Below are 15,319 nucleotides of genomic sequence, written 5' to 3' on the forward strand. Positions count from 1 at the left end.
ATGTCGTTTTCCAAAGGCCTAACTATCATCGAATTAATGATTACGGTTTTCATTATTGGAATATTGGCTGCTGTTGGAGTACCAAGCTTGCAGTCGTTAATAAGCGGCAGATCGGGTGAGCAAATGGTTGGCGAGCTAGCAACAGACTTTCGTTTTGCGAGAAGCTCTGCTGTTACTGAGCAAACCCCAACAACACTGAGCATCACCGCAGGTGGACTAGGTTGGACGGTTGTGCAAGGAGGCACAACCCTACGACGTAAGGCCTTCAACAATGACGGATCAAAGATTACCACTGCAGCGGGACCATACACATTTAATGCTAATGGTATGATGAATGGTACGGCCAACATCACGTTGACCATTGCTAACTGCACACAACAGTTGGTTGTGAATCGAATTGGTCAGGTCATCAACAGAGGAGGTCTCACATGCAATTGAAGCACAACCAAGCGTTCACTTTGTTTGAGGTCATGATCACAGTGGCTATTACCACGATTGGACTATTGGGAATCAGTACACTTCAGCTTCAATCTAGTCGAGCCACTCAGGACTCTGGTTCTAAGTCTTTAGCACTATCGATGATAGAAGATATTGAAAATCGCATGGCGTTGAATAAATCGAGTCTAGCTAGCTACTCAACAGCCGCGGTAAATTGTGCCAACCCTCCAACTATATGCGAGGCCGCTAACCAAGGCAATGGAACGGTCAATGCGGCCAACTGCACTGCGGCTCAGGTCGCTGCATATGACTTATGGAGTGTCGGTTGCCCTTCCAACTATACCGTAGCTGGTGCGACCACCTGGGCTCGCCCAGCAGATTATCTCGCCAATCCGACCATGGCTATTCAAGTAAACGCAGCGAATGAACGTGCCACGGTGACAGTAACTTGGAGCACTCGTAGTTCCGGGCAAAGTGGGGGGGCAGATGTATACACTGCGTCGAATTCAGGTGTTACGCTTACGTCCAGCCTTAGCCGTGAGGTTCAATTATGAATTTTAAGCAACAAGGGCTGAGTCTCGTTGAGCTCTTAATCGCCTCTGCTCTCGGTATAGTCGTATCATTGTTTATCATGAACATTATGATCACCAGTGCCAGCACGTCGACTACATCAGAAGGCATTTCCCAATCGCAAGAAACGGCCAGACTGGTTTCAGCCTGGCTTCAGGAAGAAGTCCGGCGCGGTGGGTTTCAATACGAAATGGATGTTTTTGCTCCCATCGCAGCGGCTTGCGCAGGCGGCGTAGCGCCACCAGCGGTGGGTGCTAACTGCAGCTTCGAGACGGATAATAACGGTACTGGTGGGGATCGCTTAGCCATTCAACGAAAAGTCTACAACGATGCTGGATCACCAGCGCGTGATTCACAAACCTGCGCAGGAGCTGCCATTCCTGCCGCTGTTATAGGCAGTGCAAACCCCATTGTAACCGACGTCTTTTGGATTGAACCCAATACTGGAGACGCCGATCCTATCAATGACTATAGCTTCCGCTGCGTAACCTATGATAATGCAGGCAATGTCATCGACAGCGCACAAACCATCGCCAATGGGGTCGAGTCTTTACAGGTACTGTATGGTTTATCCAGCGGCACTGACCAAATGACGCGCTTCGTTTCGCTAGACGATTTGTCCCCATTAGACTTTGAGCGAGTCACGGCCGTGCGAATAGGTTTACTGGCTAGATCATTCGAAGATGGAACATTTGACGATGCTGCAAGAGCATACTTACTGTTAGATTCCAATCCAGTACAATATAACGATTCATTTTCGCGTTTTGTACAAATCAGCACCGTTTGGTTTCCAAATACCGAGCAATAAAATACCTAGGAGCCTTCCAATGCGTAAAGGGTTAAAAACATACCAAGGCATGACTATAATCGAGCTTTTGGTAGTAGTCGTCATTATTGGAATACTGTTTACTACGGCTCTTCCTGCATACAGAGAGTATGTACTGGTTGCTAATCGCAGCGAAGGAATATCTGCTATATCGGATATTCTCGACGCACAAGAACGTTTTTATGCAGCCAATTCTCAGTACACGACTAACATCACACAACTTGGCTTTTCTAGTAACCCACTCATCACGAGAACAGGACTGTATTCAGTCGCCGCCCAAAGTTGCGCAGCAGGCACTTTGGCACAGTGCGTGCAGGTAACAGCAACCGCACGAGGTGAGCAAGTACCAGACGGCAACCTAGTGTTCGACACCACGGGCACACGAACCGTGAATGGCCAGCCGCTCTAAAGTCCCTTTAGAGCGCTTTCATCCTTAACTCTTTGGGCAGCGAAAACACCACGTTTTCTGGTTGCCCTTGGAGTTCTTCCGGCTCTTCCCCACCCAGCTGCTTTAACCGCTCAATCACGGCTCGCACCAGCACTTCTGGCGCAGAAGCCCCTGCGGTAATACCCACTTTTTTTACATCATCAAACCAGTCAGCCACGACCTCATTAGCGTTATCGATCAAAAAGGCTTTGGCACCCATGCGCTCACCCAATTCACGTAAACGATTTGAATTTGAGCTATTAACCGATCCCACCACCAACAACAGATCACATTCGGCAGCCAGTTTTTTCACGGCATCCTGACGGTTTTGTGTGGCGTAACAAATATCGTCCTTACGCGGTCCTTGGATATGAGGAAACTTGGCGCGCAGCGCATCGATAACCCGTGCCGTATCATCCATAGACAAGGTGGTTTGGGTCACATAAGAGAGTTTTTCTGGATGACGTACAGTTAGTGCTGCGACATCTTTTTCATCTTCGACCAGATAAATATCTCCACCCGCAGCGTGATCGTACTGACCCATGGTGCCCTCAACCTCTGGGTGCCCCTTATGGCCGATCAGTACGCACTCACTGCCTTCGGCACTATAGCGGCTTACTTCTAAATGGACCTTGGTAACCAACGGACACGTGGCATCAAATACTTTTAAGCCACGCGCCTGGGCTTCTTGACGCACGGCCTGAGACACCCCATGGGCAGAAAAAATGACGATAGCATCGTCGGGCACTTCATGCAGCTCGTCGACAAAAATAGCACCACGGTTGCGTAAATCATTCACCACAAATTTGTTGTGCACCACTTCATGGCGCACATAAATAGGCGGCTCAAACAGCTCTAAGGCCCGATTAACGATATCGATGGCACGATCCACTCCAGCACAAAAGCCGCGTGGGTTGGCCAGTTTAATCTGCATCGCTTACCTCGATGATTTGCACTTCAAACTGCAACGCTTTACCTGCCAGAGGATGATTAAAATCAACCCAAACCGTATCACCTTGGATTTCTTTAATTACACCAGGCAACTCGGCGCCCTGCGCATCAGCAAAAGACACCATTAGGCCAGCAGAGATCGGCATATCAACGGCAAAATCGCTACGTTTCATGCGTTGCACATTTTGTGGATTAGGCTGGCCAAAACCATTTTCAGGCGCTATATCAAAGGTCTGATGATCACCTGCTGTTAAACCATGCAAGCATTGCTCAAAACCAGGCAAGAGATTGCCATCACCTATGGTCAGCTGTGCAGGAGAACGATCAAAGGTTGAGTCCACCAGCTGGCCATCGGCCATTTTCAACGCAAAGTGCAGTGTGACGCGGCTGTCGGAGCCAATAATATTAGTCATTCATTGTTCTCCGCTTTATTACGCCGCTCTTCTTTCATTTCCCGCATTACATCCAGCGCCATCATAATGGCACCAATGGTGATCGCCGAATCAGCCAGATTAAAGGCAGGAAAATAGGAATCCTGCCAATGCACTGAAATAAAATCGATTACATGACCAAACATCAGCCGATCAAATAAATTGCCCAGCGCTCCGCCTAAAATCAGCGTTAGCGCCACCGGCAACCAAGTGTGTTCGCGCGGCAACTTTTTAAGCCAGCTAATCAACATGACACTCACCGCCACGGCAATGCCGGTAAAAAACCAACGCTGCCAGCCTTCTTCGTTAGCCAAAAAGCTAAACGCCGCCCCCTTGTTGTACAGCAAGGTAAAATCCAGTACCGGCAAAACATACACAGGCTGAGCAAACACCAATACCTGTTCAGCCACCTGTTTGGTGACAATATCCAACACAAATACAAGTGCTGCCAGCCACCACCACCACAGTGCTGTACATTTAAATACCGACATTAAGCATAGCGACGGTGTTCACCATCGCCCTCCACATTTTCAACACAGCGGCCACACAATAGTGGGTGCTCAGCATGACTGCCTACCGAATCACTGTGATGCCAGCAGCGATCACATTTTTCTTTATCAGACGCCTGTACAGAAACGCGCAAACCTTTCAGTTCGGTCTCGTCGCCCTGTTCAGCCAAAGCATGCACACGTACCGCAGAGGTCAGCAGTACAAAACGAAGCTCATCTCCGAGTTTTTCCAGTTCGGCTTTTAACTCGTCACTCACGTACAAATCGAGCTCTGCACTTAAGCTGGCGCCAATGGTTTTATCGGTGCGAGCTTTTTCCAATACGCCGTTAACCGCTTGTTTTACTTCCAGGATACGGCGCCAGTAAGCGTCACCCAAGGTGTCATCGCTCACCGTAGGGAAGTCCTGATACCACTCGGTCAGCATCACAGACGCAGAGCGATCACCTGGCAGATTTTCCCAAATTTCTTCCGCCGTAAAGGACAACACTGGAGCAATCCAGCGACTCATGGCCTCGAGAATATGATACAGCGCCGTTTGTGCACTGCGGCGCGGTAGGCTATCGGCTTTACAGGTGTACTGACGATCCTTAATTACATCCAGGTAAAAAGCACCTAACTCACTTACGCAGAAATTCATCAACGCTTTGGTGAGGGCTTTAAAGTCATAATCGTTGTAATAAGCGATCAAGGTGTCTTGCAGTTCACGACTGTAAGCAATAATCCAGGCATCTAATGGCAGCAGTTCATCACCCTCCACCATGTCCGTCGCTGGGTTAAAGCCATTGATATTGGCCAACATAAAACGACTGGTATTGCGAACACGGCGATAAGCATCAGCAGTACGCTTGAGAATTTCATCCGATAAGTTCATTTCACCACTGTAGTCAGCATCTGCCACCCACCAGCGCAAAATATCACCGCCCAGCTTATTCATCACCGCTTTTGGCTCAACAATATTGCCCAGTGACTTAGACATTTTTCGACCTTGACCATCAACCACAAAGCCGTGCGTCAACGCAGTTTTATAAGGCGCATGACCGTATGCCGCAACACTCGTTAATAATGAGCTCTGGAACCAACCACGATGTTGATCCGAGCCTTCCAAATACAAGTCGGCTGGCAGTTGTAATTCTTCACGCTGTAAACATACAGCGGTATGGGTAACGCCTGAATCAAACCAAACGTCGAGCGTATCGGTTACTTTGTTGTAGTGTTCGGCCTCTTCGCCCAGTAACTCTTTCGCATCCAGTTCAAACCAAGCATCAATACCTTGGTGCTCCACCAAAGCAGCTACCTGCTCGATCAGTGCTGCAGTATTTGGATGTAATTCACTGGTTTGCTTATGGGTGAACAAAGCAATCGGCACACCCCAAGTACGCTGGCGAGAAATACACCAATCCGGACGATTGCCCATCATACTTTCAATGCGCGCTTTACCCCAGCTCGGACGCCAGCTAACGTTCTCGTCGGCTTCATGCATGGCTTTATCCAGCAAACCTGCTTGGTTCATGCTGATAAACCACTGCGGTGTCGCACGGAAAATGATCGGGCTTTTATGACGCCAGCAATGCGGGTAGCTGTGCTCGATTTTTTCTTTCTTCAGCAGCGCATTTTTTTCTGCCAACAAGCCTAGTACACGAAAATTACCTTTATCAGCCGTGCTTAAGCCGGCCAACTCCAACGCTTCCAGTACCGGGGTGACAACAAAATTACCCGCATCATCAACCAGCATACGCTCAGAGCTAATACCAAATTGATTGCACACTACATAGTCGTCGGCACCGTGCATGGGGGCAGTGTGCACCGCACCGGTACCTGAGTCAGCGGTCACGTGGCCACCGGTAATCACAGGTACTGCTTTTGCTTGGCCATCAGCAGCGGGAATAAATGGATGCAGCAGCATAAAGGGGGCGTCGCTTTGCTCTGGCAGCTGACCAAAAGCCTGACCATCAGCCGTTGCTAATACCTGATAATCGCTGATGCCATAACGCTGCAGCGCTGATTCGACCAAGTCCGAGGCCAATACCAGTAATTCCTGCTGCTCGTTTAATTGCACCAAAGAATATTCAATGTGCGGATGCACCGATACCGCTTCGTTGGACGGCAAGGTCCAAGGTGTGGTGGTCCAGATCACTAAGCTGGCTGGCAACGTGCTCTCAACACCAAACGCTTGTGCTAACTTGGCTGGCTCAGCAAAGGCAAATTTCACGTCGATGGCGAGAGATTTTTTATCCTGATATTCCACCTCGGCTTCGGCCAAAGCAGAGCCACAATCACTACACCAGTTAACGGGCTTAAATCCTTTGTGCAAATGGCCATTGTCGATGATACGACCTAAGGTGCGAATGATGTCGGCTTCGAATTTGAAGTCCATGGTCAGATAAGGATTATCCCAATCGCCCAGCACCATTAAACGCTTAAAGTCAGTACGCTGTCCGTCAACCTGCTCGGCCGCATATTCGCGACAATGTTTACGAAATTCGCTGGCACTGAGCTTTTCACCCACCTTGCCAACTTTTTCTTCCACTTTTAATTCGATCGGCAAACCATGACAGTCCCAACCTGGAACATAAGGCGCATCCTTACCGCTCAAGGTTTGTGACTTGATAATGATGTCTTTCAGCACTTTATTCACGGCGTGACCTGCGTGAATCGTGCCGTTTGCGTACGGAGGGCCATCATGCAAAATAAAGCGGTCGCGACCGGCACGCGCCTCACGAATCTGCTGGTACAGTCCGATTTGCTCCCAACGCGCCAATAATTCAGGCTCACGCTTGGCCAGGTTACCGCGCATAGGGAATTCGGTATCCGGCAGGTTCAGGGTCGACTTGTACTGGCTTTCCACTTTATCGTTCATAGTTTGGTCACTTAGTTTTAAAAGCTAAATTCAGTGGTCAGATGACCACGAAATGCGCCTGGCATGGCAGCGAAATAAAGTTTAGCGGCATCAAAGTCGCAGGCGATAGCCTGCTTTAATGCATCGAGATCCGGAAATTTCTTTTCATCCCGAACCTTGTGTAAAAAAGCCACCGTTAAATGGTGTCCATAGAGGTTTTGATTGCAGGCAAATAAATGCACTTCCAGCGATGGCTCTGGCTGGCCTGCCACGGTTGGCTTAACGCCCAGATTGGCCACACCCAAATACTCTTCACCAGACTCTTGGTCACGAACCTGCACAGCAAAGACGCCGGTCATAGGCAACTTTTGACGTTGTATCAGCACATTGGCCGTGGGAGCACCTATGGTGCGCCCAAGCTGACGACCATAACCCACTCGTCCTGACATGCAATAGGGGCGCCCCAGCAGCCTTGCTACCGCCACCAGATTATTGCTCATCAGCTCGGTTCTGACACGGGTACTGGAGATACGTTCGTCATCGAGCTCCAGCGTTGGGGTATCTTGCACGGCAAAGCCAAATTTATCTCCAGCCTGCTGCAGGGCTTGGTAATCGCCACTGCGATCACAGCCAAAACGAAAATCGTCGCCGACAATCAGGTGACGGACTTTTAAGCCATCAACCAATACTTGCTGAATAAATTGCTGTGCCGACATAGAGCGTAAAGATTGGTTAAACGGCAAGCACAAGACGTAATCAACGCCCGGATACTGGCGATTGCCTGATAAATCCCGCAATTTGTCGCGCAGACTTGCCAATCGAGCCGGTGCGTGCTCAGGGGCAAAAAACTCTTTGGGTTGCGGCTCAAACAACAACACCAGCGTGGGTAGCTGATACTGCTGGGCCTGCAGTTCAAGGGAGCGAAGCAACTCTTGATGCCCCAGGTGCACGCCATCAAAGTTGCCAATCGTGGCAACACAACCGGCAAAACCGGATGGCAAATTGTACAGCCCACGCACCAATTGCATGCAGATCACCCTAAAAAAACGAAGCCCGGATTATAGCCAACTGAGACGCCTCAGAACAGCTGGCATCTGGCTCACTCAAAGCGGGCACCACGCAAATGACGAGGGCGCAGCCCTAAGGCCAACAACACCAAGAAATACAGCAGTACACCGGCAACCACAATGATGCCCATTTGCCAGGCTCGCATACTGGCACCCCACTGCAACCAAGGCTGCACCGGGCCCATTAACCACAGCACCAGGGCTGCCAACGCCAATAGCGCTAACGACAGCTTAAATAGAAAACGCCACCAGCCCGAGCTCACAACCAGCATGCCGCTGCGGCGCAGCCCCAAATACAGCATTAAGGCGTTAAAGTAAGACGACAAAGCCGTCGCCAAGGCAAGGCCAACGTGTTGCAGCGGGATCACCAATACCAGATTGAGCACCATATTCAGCACCATAGCTTGAATGCCAATGCGCACTGGCGTTTTGGTATCTTGGCGAGCGTAATAGCCTGGCGCCAATACCTTAATCAGCATAAACGCCAGCAAGCCGCTGCCGTATGCCTGCAGCGCCAAGGCCATTTTGCCAATGTCGTAAGCGGTCATTTCACCGTGGTAAAAAATGGTCGCCATTAGCGGCGTCGCCAACAACACCAGCGCCAGCGCCGCTGGCAGCGCCAGCATCAACACCATTCGCAGCGCCCAGTCCAGGGTGGCGGAGAATTTTTGCCGATCATCATTGGCATGATTAGCCGACAAACTCGGCAGCACTACCACTCCAATGGCAATGGCGAATACCCCTAACGGCAAGTTATTAAGCCGATCGGCATAATACAGCCAGCTGACGCTGCCACTTTCCAGAAAAGACGCCAACAAGGTGTCGAGCAGCATATTGATCTGACTGACGGAAACACCGAACAGCGCCGGCACCATCAAGCCCCCCACGCGCTTCACCCCCTCATCACGAAAGTTAGGTTTGGGCAGCACCAGCAGGCGCTGCTGAAGCAAAAAGGGAAGTTGAAACAGCCACTGCAGCGCGCCAGCCATCAATACGCCTAGCGCCAAGGCGTACAAGGGCTCTTCAAGGTAGGGTGTCAGCAACCACACCGAGGCAATCAAGGTCAGATTCAAAATCACCGGGGTAAAGGCCGGAATGGCAAAACGGCCATAAGCGTTCAAGATACTGCTGGTAAAGGCCGCCAGTGAAATAAACAGCAAATAAGGAAAGGTTAGCCGCAGCAAGTCGCCTGTTAACGCAAATTTCTCCGGGTCAGAGCGAAAGCCGGGGGCAAATAGCCAGGGCAAATAGTCAGCAAACAACAGCGCCAGCACTGTGACCAGCAGCAGTACTAAGCCGAGTGAACCTGACATGCGCGCCACAAACAAGCGCACCTCATCGAGGCTGCGCTGAGTACGGTATTGACTCAGAACCGGTACAAAGGCAACGGAAAATGCGCCTTCGGCAAACAAGCGTCGGAAGAAATTAGGAATTTTAAAGGCGACAAAAAAAGCATCGGCACGGGCACCAAAGTACTGCGCCACCACCACATCACGTACCAGCCCCAGCACTCGGCTGAGCAAGGTCATCAAACTAACAATGGTTGAGGAGCGCAGCAGACTGGATGACTGCGCCGCTTGATCCGACATCCTGTTCCCACCTTTGGGCTTACGCCAGACATAAAAAAACCCGCCTAAAGCGGGTTTTTCGAACTGAGCGGCGATTAGCCTTTCAGTGCGAATACCTTAGCATTCAGACGGCTCTTGGTACGTGCAGCAGTGTTCTTGTGCATGATACCTTTGTTTACCATCTTGTCGATGTAAGGTTGAGACTTAGTAAACGCAGCTTGAGCTTGCTCATAGTCACCCGTTGCAACAGCAGCATTTACTTTCTTGATGTAAGTACGAACCATTGAACGCAGGGCTACGGTACGAGCACGACGCTTGATAGCCTGACGGGCGCGTTTACGAGAACCAGCAGAATTTGCCACAGTCGGCTCCTCAAAATTGGTTATTTCGGTTAATTCGGAGCTAAGCCAAGGCTCAGGCTCCATAATAGAGGGCCGGAATTATCCAGACTCACCCGGCCACTGTCAACAGTCAGTCGATAACGATCGCGTCAAACGACTTAACCAGCTCATCAACGGCCTTCATTTGCGCCAGATAAGGTTCCAGTTTGTCCAATGGCAGCGCACACGGGCCATCACATTTAGCTTCTGCAGGATTAGGATGCGCTTCAATAAACAACCCAGCTAAACCCAAAGCCATGCCCGAGCGAGCCAACTCAAATGCCTGGGCACGACGACCATCGGCCGAATCAGCACGGCCACCTGGGCGCTGCAGCGCATGGGTCGCATCAAACACCACCGGCGCTTGCTGCTTCATATCGTCCATACCCAGCATGTCGACCACCAGGTTGTTGTAACCAAAGCTTGAGCCACGCTCACACAGCATCACCCGCTCGTTACCAGCTTCGGCAAACTTGCTGATGATGTGGCGCATTTCATGGGGTGCCAGAAACTGTGGTTTTTTAACATTAATCGCCGAACCCGTTTTGGCCATGGCCACCACCAAATCGGTCTGGCGCGCCAAAAACGCAGGCAACTGAATAACATCAACCACTTCAGCCACCGGCGCAGCCTGATAGGGCTCATGCACATCGGTGATGATGGGCACATTAAACTGTGCCTTGATATCAGCAAAGATCTTCAGCCCTTCTTCCATGCCAGGGCCACGATAGGAGTTAATCGACGAGCGATTGGCCTTATCAAACGACGCCTTAAAGACATAAGGAATGCCGAGTTTTTCTGTGACTTGCACATAGTGCTCACAAATGCGCAGTGCCAAATCACGGCTTTCTAGCACATTCATACCACCAAACAAGGTGAAAGGCGCATCATTGCGCACTTGCAAACCGGCGACATCAACCGACTGAATCATGATGATTGTTTCCTGTTTCGGTTACAAAACAACTAGGTTGTCTCTGTGTATCATTTCCGGGTCACTGACCACGCCTAACACATTCACCAACTCACGTGTTGGTGTGCGCACAATAAGCCGCGCTTCATCAGAGCTGAAATTGACCAAACCTTTGGCCACCAGCTGACCCTGCTCATTCAGACAGGCAACCACCTGCCCACGTTCAAATTGTCCCTGCACCGCAGCCACACCTATGGGCAGCAAACTGCGGCCCTGGCTCTGCACCGCATCAACGGCTCCGACATCCAGCACCAGCTCACCGCAGGTCTGTAAATGACCAGCAATCCACTGCTTGCGTGCCACCAGCTTCTCGGCATCCGCACGCAGCAACGTGCCAATCACTTCACCTTGCTGCAGGCGCTCAAGCACCATAGGCAAGCGACCACCGACAATAACCGTATCGGCACCAGAACGCGCAGCCAAGGTGGCAGCACGCACCTTAGTCGCCATACCGCCGCGCCCCAATGCACCGCCGCCACCGGCCATGGCCTTAAAGGCGGGGTCTGAAGCACAGCCCTCATAAATCAGTGAAGCCTCGGCATGGGTACGCGGATCAGCGGTATACAGACCATCCTGGTCGGTCAGCAGCACCAGCAAATCCGCTTCAATCAAATTGGCGACCAAAGCACCTAAGGTGTCGTTATCGCCAAAGCAGATTTCGTCTGTCACCACAGTGTCGTTTTCATTAACAATGGGAACGACACCCATATCCAGCAAGGTGCGTAGTGTCGTGCGGGCATTCAAATAGCGGCGACGATCACTGAGATCATCGTGGGTCAGTAGGATTTGCGCGGTATGGAATTGATGCTGGGCAAACGCGCTTTCATAGGCCTGAATCAGGCCCATTTGCCCGACAGCCGCAGCGGCTTGCAGTTGATGTAACTGCTCCGGGCGGCGCTGCCAGCCCAGACGTTTCATGCCCTCGGCCACTGAGCCCGAAGACACCAACACCACTTCATGGCCGGCCTGCTTCAATGCGGCCATCTGCTTGACCCATTCACCAATGCGCTCCCGGTCAAGGCCTCGACCGTCATTGGTCAGCAAAGCGCTGCCGATTTTAATAACCCAGCGCTTGCGCTGCGATAACTGCGCCCGACCCGCTTGATAATCTTGCACCGCTTCGCTCATGTCTTTTCCTTAGGCGTTATTCGTTGGTAAACACCACTTCGACATCGTAATCATCATCGTCGTCATCATCCTGCTTAGCGGCTTTGCGAGCAGCACGCTCCTGGCGACGACGCTCTGCCAACATCTCCATGTGTTCACGCGCCTCTTCTTCCACCTGCTCACGCTCGGCAATCAAGGCATCAGCAAAATCTTCATCTTCCTGGGCTCGCTGCTGGCGCTCTTCAATAAAGCTCATGATATCGCCAACCAGCTCCCGGGTGCCCTGCTGACTAATGGCAGCAATGCGATATACCGGACCTTCCCAGTTGAGCTTGTCGAGCAGTTCCTGGCAACGCTGCTCACGCTCGTCTTCTGGAATCAAGTCGAGCTTATTCATCACCAGCCAGCGCTCACGCGCCGCCAAACCCGGCGAGAACTGTTCCAACTCGCGCGAAATCGCCTCAACCTTGTCGGCCGGATCAGATTCATCAAACGGCGCCATATCAACGATATGCAGCAGAATATGAGTGCGCACCAGATGCTTAAGGAAACGCGTACCTAAACCAGCGCCTTCTGAAGCACCTTCGATCAAACCTGGGATATCGGCAATCACAAAGCTGCGATGCTGCTCCAGCGAGACCACACCCAGGTTCGGTACCAAGGTGGTAAAGGGATAATCAGCAACTTTAGGCTTGGCGGCGGACACCGCACGGATAAAGGTCGACTTGCCAGCATTCGGCATACCCAGCAAGCCAACATCGGCCAGTACCTTCAGCTCCAGCTTCAGGTTGCGAGACTCACCTTCCTGGCCTGGCTTGGTTTGTCTCGGAGCCTGATTGGTGCTCGACTTATAACGAGTATTACCAAGACCATGATAACCACCGCGAGCGACCATCAGACGCTCACCCACATAGGTCAAATCACCCAGGGTTTCGCCGGTATCAGCGTCAATAGCCGTGGTACCGACCGGCACCTTCATCACCAAGTCACTGCCTTTAGCACCGGTACAGTTGCGTGAGGCACCCGGCTCACCATTTTGCGCCTTAAAGCGGCGGGTGTAGCGGTAGTCGATCAGGGTATTGATGGACTCATCGGCTTCTAAGAACACCGAGCCACCATCACCGCCGTCGCCACCGTCAGGACCACCCTTGGGGATAAACTTTTCGCGACGAAAGCTCAGACAGCCATTGCCCCCTTTGCCGGCTTCAACGGATACGGTCGCTTCATCAACGAACTTCATACTGGACCCTCAAGGATGATTAGATACAAAAACGCCCCGCCAGCTCATAGCTGCAGGGCGTCGAGCCATCATGTCAAGCGAACTTACGCCGCTGGAACGATGCTAACAGTCTTACGGTTGTTCTTACCTTTGACTTCGAATTTCACTTCGCCGTCAGCAGTTGCGAACAAAGTGTGGTCACGACCAACACGTACGTTGTCACCAGCGTGGAAGCGAGTGCCGCGCTGACGAACGATGATGTTACCTGCTTTGGCCGCTTGACCACCGAACATTTTGACGCCTAAGCGTTTACTTTCGGAATCGCGACCGTTCTTGGTGCTACCACCAGCCTTCTTGTGTGCCATGATCTTGCTCCTCGTTATTGGGTCGCTGCAACGCTGCGGATGCGGCCGGTTTGGCTACCTGACACGGACCCAGGAATTCAGTTCAGATTATTAGCCAGCAATGCTGGTGATTTTCAGCTCGGTGAACCACTGACGGTGGCCCATTTGCTTCATGTGGTGCTTACGACGCTTGAACTTCAGGATCTTAACCTTCTTGTGACGACCGTGGCCAACCACTTCAGCAGTCACTTTGGCACCATCAACAACAGGCGCACCGATTTTAACGTCGTCGCCATTGCCGATCAGCAGAACTTTTTCCAGCTCAACCGCTGCACCGGTTTCAACTTCCAGCTTTTCAACTTTCAGCGTCTGGCCTTCTTCGACACGGTATTGCTTACCGCCAGTTACCACTACTGCGTACATAGTACGTTCTCCGCGTTACACATAATGAACCCGGCATAACCACTGCTACTTACTCGAGCTGTCTGCCAGCTACGTCCTGCTTCTATTGGCAACACTCTGGTTTCCATATGGCAGGGAGCAGAAATTCGGGGCGCGAGACTATACCGCAGCTACGGCCAAGGCGCAAGTTGGGCCCAGGTGTTTCTTGACACTCAGACGGTGCCTCCCTAGCATTTGCGCTTTCTTAGCATTCTTTCAGGCGATCGCGCTACGGCCATGCAGATTTCAGACATTCTTTCCGTCGTTCAATCCGAGTTTCAGGCTGTCGATCGCCTTATCCATCAACAACTGTCATCACGCGTACCGCTGGTGGAGAAAATCGCCGACTACATCGTCTCAAGTGGCGGCAAGCGCATTCGTCCATTGCTGGTACTGCTCACCAGCCAGGCACTGCAGCAACAAAGCGACAAAGCCGTCACTTTAGCAACCGTGATTGAGTTTCTGCATACTGCCACCCTGCTGCATGACGACGTGGTCGACACCTCGGATATGCGCCGTGGCAACCCAACCGCCAACGCTAAATGGGGCAATGCCCCCAGCGTACTGGTGGGCGACTTTCTCTACAGCCGCGCCTTTCAAATGATGGTTGAGCTGGGCTCATTGCCGGTCATGAGCATTTTATCGAATGCCACCTGTGTCATTGCCGAAGGTGAAGTACTGCAACTGACCAACGTCAAAAATCCAGATCTGACCGAATCTCAGTATCGCGACGTCATCCACGGCAAAACCGCCATGCTATTTGAGGCTTCAACTCATGCCGCTGCCGTCTTGCACCAGACACCAGAAAACGTTGCAATGGCCCTGAAACGCTATGGCACCGAGCTGGGCATGGCGTTTCAATTGATTGACGATGTACTTGATTACAGCGGCGACGCCAGTGAGCTGGGTAAAAACGTTGGCGATGATTTGGCTGAAGGCAAAACCACCTTGCCACTGATTCACGCCATGGCCCATGGCAGTGACGATGAGCGCCAACTACTGCGCCAAGCAATTCGCCGTGGCGGCCTCGAGCAAATGGATGACGTGGTTCGCATCGTACAAAAACTGGGCTCATTAGAATATACGCGTCAACAAGCTCAAGCTTGCGCCGCGACCGCCAAACAACAATTAGAACTTTTGCCAGCCAGCGAGGCCAAACTTGCACTGGCAGCACTAGCCGATATAGCCGTGATGCGCACCCATTAATCCGACAGCCCCAGGCTGTCCGCACCAT

General features: G+C 51.6%; 17 protein-coding genes. 5 read left to right on the forward strand and 12 right to left on the reverse strand.

Features of this window, described 5'->3' with window-relative positions; translation table 11 throughout:
• The 4 genes from AC55FS_RS16225 (at window position 1) to AC55FS_RS16240 (ending at window position 2,243) form a co-directional block, all read left to right on the forward strand.
• Window positions 1–438, forward strand: coding sequence for a GspH/FimT family pseudopilin (locus AC55FS_RS16225; protein WP_496933305.1), 438 nt, complete (start codon window positions 1–3; stop codon window positions 436–438).
• Window positions 429–992: a prepilin-type N-terminal cleavage/methylation domain-containing protein gene (locus tag AC55FS_RS16230; protein ID WP_496933306.1), complete on the forward strand. Its 564-nt coding sequence runs from the start codon at window positions 429–431 to the stop codon at window positions 990–992. Before AC55FS_RS16225 ends, AC55FS_RS16230 begins: the two co-directional genes overlap by 10 nt.
• A gap of 77 nt (window positions 993–1,069) precedes the next feature.
• Window positions 1,070–1,816 carry a PilW family protein gene (locus tag AC55FS_RS16235; protein ID WP_496933307.1) on the forward strand — a complete coding sequence of 249 codons (747 nt, stop codon included), beginning with the start codon at window positions 1,070–1,072 and terminating at the stop codon, window positions 1,814–1,816.
• A gap of 19 nt (window positions 1,817–1,835) precedes the next feature.
• Window positions 1,836–2,243 (forward strand): type IV pilin protein, encoded by a 408-nt coding sequence (locus AC55FS_RS16240; RefSeq protein WP_496933308.1) that lies wholly within the window; start codon window positions 1,836–1,838, stop codon window positions 2,241–2,243.
• Window positions 2,244–2,250: 7 nt separating this feature from the next.
• On the opposite strand, the gene ispH is transcribed toward AC55FS_RS16240, so the two are convergent.
• The 12 genes from ispH to rplU form a co-directional block, all read right to left on the reverse strand.
• Window positions 2,251–3,195, reverse strand: a complete 945-nt coding sequence (gene ispH, locus AC55FS_RS16245) for a 4-hydroxy-3-methylbut-2-enyl diphosphate reductase (RefSeq protein WP_496933309.1) — start codon at window positions 3,193–3,195, stop codon at window positions 2,251–2,253.
• Window positions 3,185–3,625: an FKBP-type peptidyl-prolyl cis-trans isomerase gene (gene fkpB / locus AC55FS_RS16250; RefSeq protein WP_496933310.1), complete on the reverse strand. Its 441-nt coding sequence runs from the start codon at window positions 3,623–3,625 to the stop codon at window positions 3,185–3,187. Before fkpB ends, ispH begins: the two co-directional genes overlap by 11 nt.
• Window positions 3,622–4,134, reverse strand: coding sequence for a signal peptidase II (lspA, locus tag AC55FS_RS16255; protein WP_496933311.1), 513 nt, complete (start codon window positions 4,132–4,134; stop codon window positions 3,622–3,624). Before lspA ends, fkpB begins: the two co-directional genes overlap by 4 nt.
• Window positions 4,134–7,010, reverse strand: coding sequence for an isoleucine--tRNA ligase (gene ileS, locus AC55FS_RS16260; RefSeq protein ID WP_496933312.1), 2,877 nt, complete (start codon window positions 7,008–7,010; stop codon window positions 4,134–4,136). The genes lspA and ileS overlap by 1 nt, the downstream gene beginning before the upstream one ends.
• Window positions 7,011–7,027: 17 nt before the next feature.
• Window positions 7,028–8,017 (reverse strand): bifunctional riboflavin kinase/FAD synthetase, encoded by a 990-nt coding sequence (gene ribF / locus AC55FS_RS16265; protein ID WP_496933313.1) that lies wholly within the window; start codon window positions 8,015–8,017, stop codon window positions 7,028–7,030.
• Between the two features lie 71 nt (window positions 8,018–8,088).
• The gene (gene murJ, locus AC55FS_RS16270; protein ID WP_496933314.1) at window positions 8,089–9,645 is read right to left on the reverse strand and encodes a murein biosynthesis integral membrane protein MurJ; all 1,557 of its coding nucleotides are present in this window, start codon (window positions 9,643–9,645) and stop codon (window positions 8,089–8,091) included.
• 74 nt (window positions 9,646–9,719) lie between these two features.
• On the reverse strand, window positions 9,720–9,986 hold the full coding sequence (gene rpsT / locus AC55FS_RS16275; protein ID WP_094062032.1) for a 30S ribosomal protein S20: 267 nt from the start codon (window positions 9,984–9,986) through the stop codon (window positions 9,720–9,722).
• Window positions 9,987–10,095: 109 nt separating this feature from the next.
• Window positions 10,096–10,935: a 3-deoxy-8-phosphooctulonate synthase gene (gene kdsA / locus AC55FS_RS16280; protein ID WP_496933315.1), complete on the reverse strand. Its 840-nt coding sequence runs from the start codon at window positions 10,933–10,935 to the stop codon at window positions 10,096–10,098.
• Window positions 10,936–10,956: 21 nt separating this feature from the next.
• Window positions 10,957–12,102: a glutamate 5-kinase gene (gene proB, locus AC55FS_RS16285; protein ID WP_496933316.1), complete on the reverse strand. Its 1,146-nt coding sequence runs from the start codon at window positions 12,100–12,102 to the stop codon at window positions 10,957–10,959.
• Window positions 12,103–12,118: 16 nt separating this feature from the next.
• Window positions 12,119–13,321: an Obg family GTPase CgtA gene (gene cgtA / locus AC55FS_RS16290; RefSeq protein ID WP_496933317.1), complete on the reverse strand. Its 1,203-nt coding sequence runs from the start codon at window positions 13,319–13,321 to the stop codon at window positions 12,119–12,121.
• Window positions 13,322–13,404: 83 nt separating this feature from the next.
• The gene (gene rpmA / locus AC55FS_RS16295) at window positions 13,405–13,665 is read right to left on the reverse strand and encodes a 50S ribosomal protein L27 (RefSeq protein ID WP_496933318.1); all 261 of its coding nucleotides are present in this window, start codon (window positions 13,663–13,665) and stop codon (window positions 13,405–13,407) included.
• 90 nt (window positions 13,666–13,755) lie between these two features.
• The gene (rplU, locus tag AC55FS_RS16300) at window positions 13,756–14,067 is read right to left on the reverse strand and encodes a 50S ribosomal protein L21 (protein WP_094060093.1); all 312 of its coding nucleotides are present in this window, start codon (window positions 14,065–14,067) and stop codon (window positions 13,756–13,758) included.
• Between the two features lie 255 nt (window positions 14,068–14,322).
• Here rplU and AC55FS_RS16305 point away from each other — a divergent pair, with 255 nt between their 5' ends.
• On the forward strand, window positions 14,323–15,291 hold the full coding sequence (locus AC55FS_RS16305) for a polyprenyl synthetase family protein (RefSeq protein ID WP_496933319.1): 969 nt from the start codon (window positions 14,323–14,325) through the stop codon (window positions 15,289–15,291).
• Window positions 15,292–15,319: the final 28 nt, after the last annotated feature.

The sequence above is a fragment of the Bacterioplanes sp. CLAM21 genome (assembly GCF_059641015.1).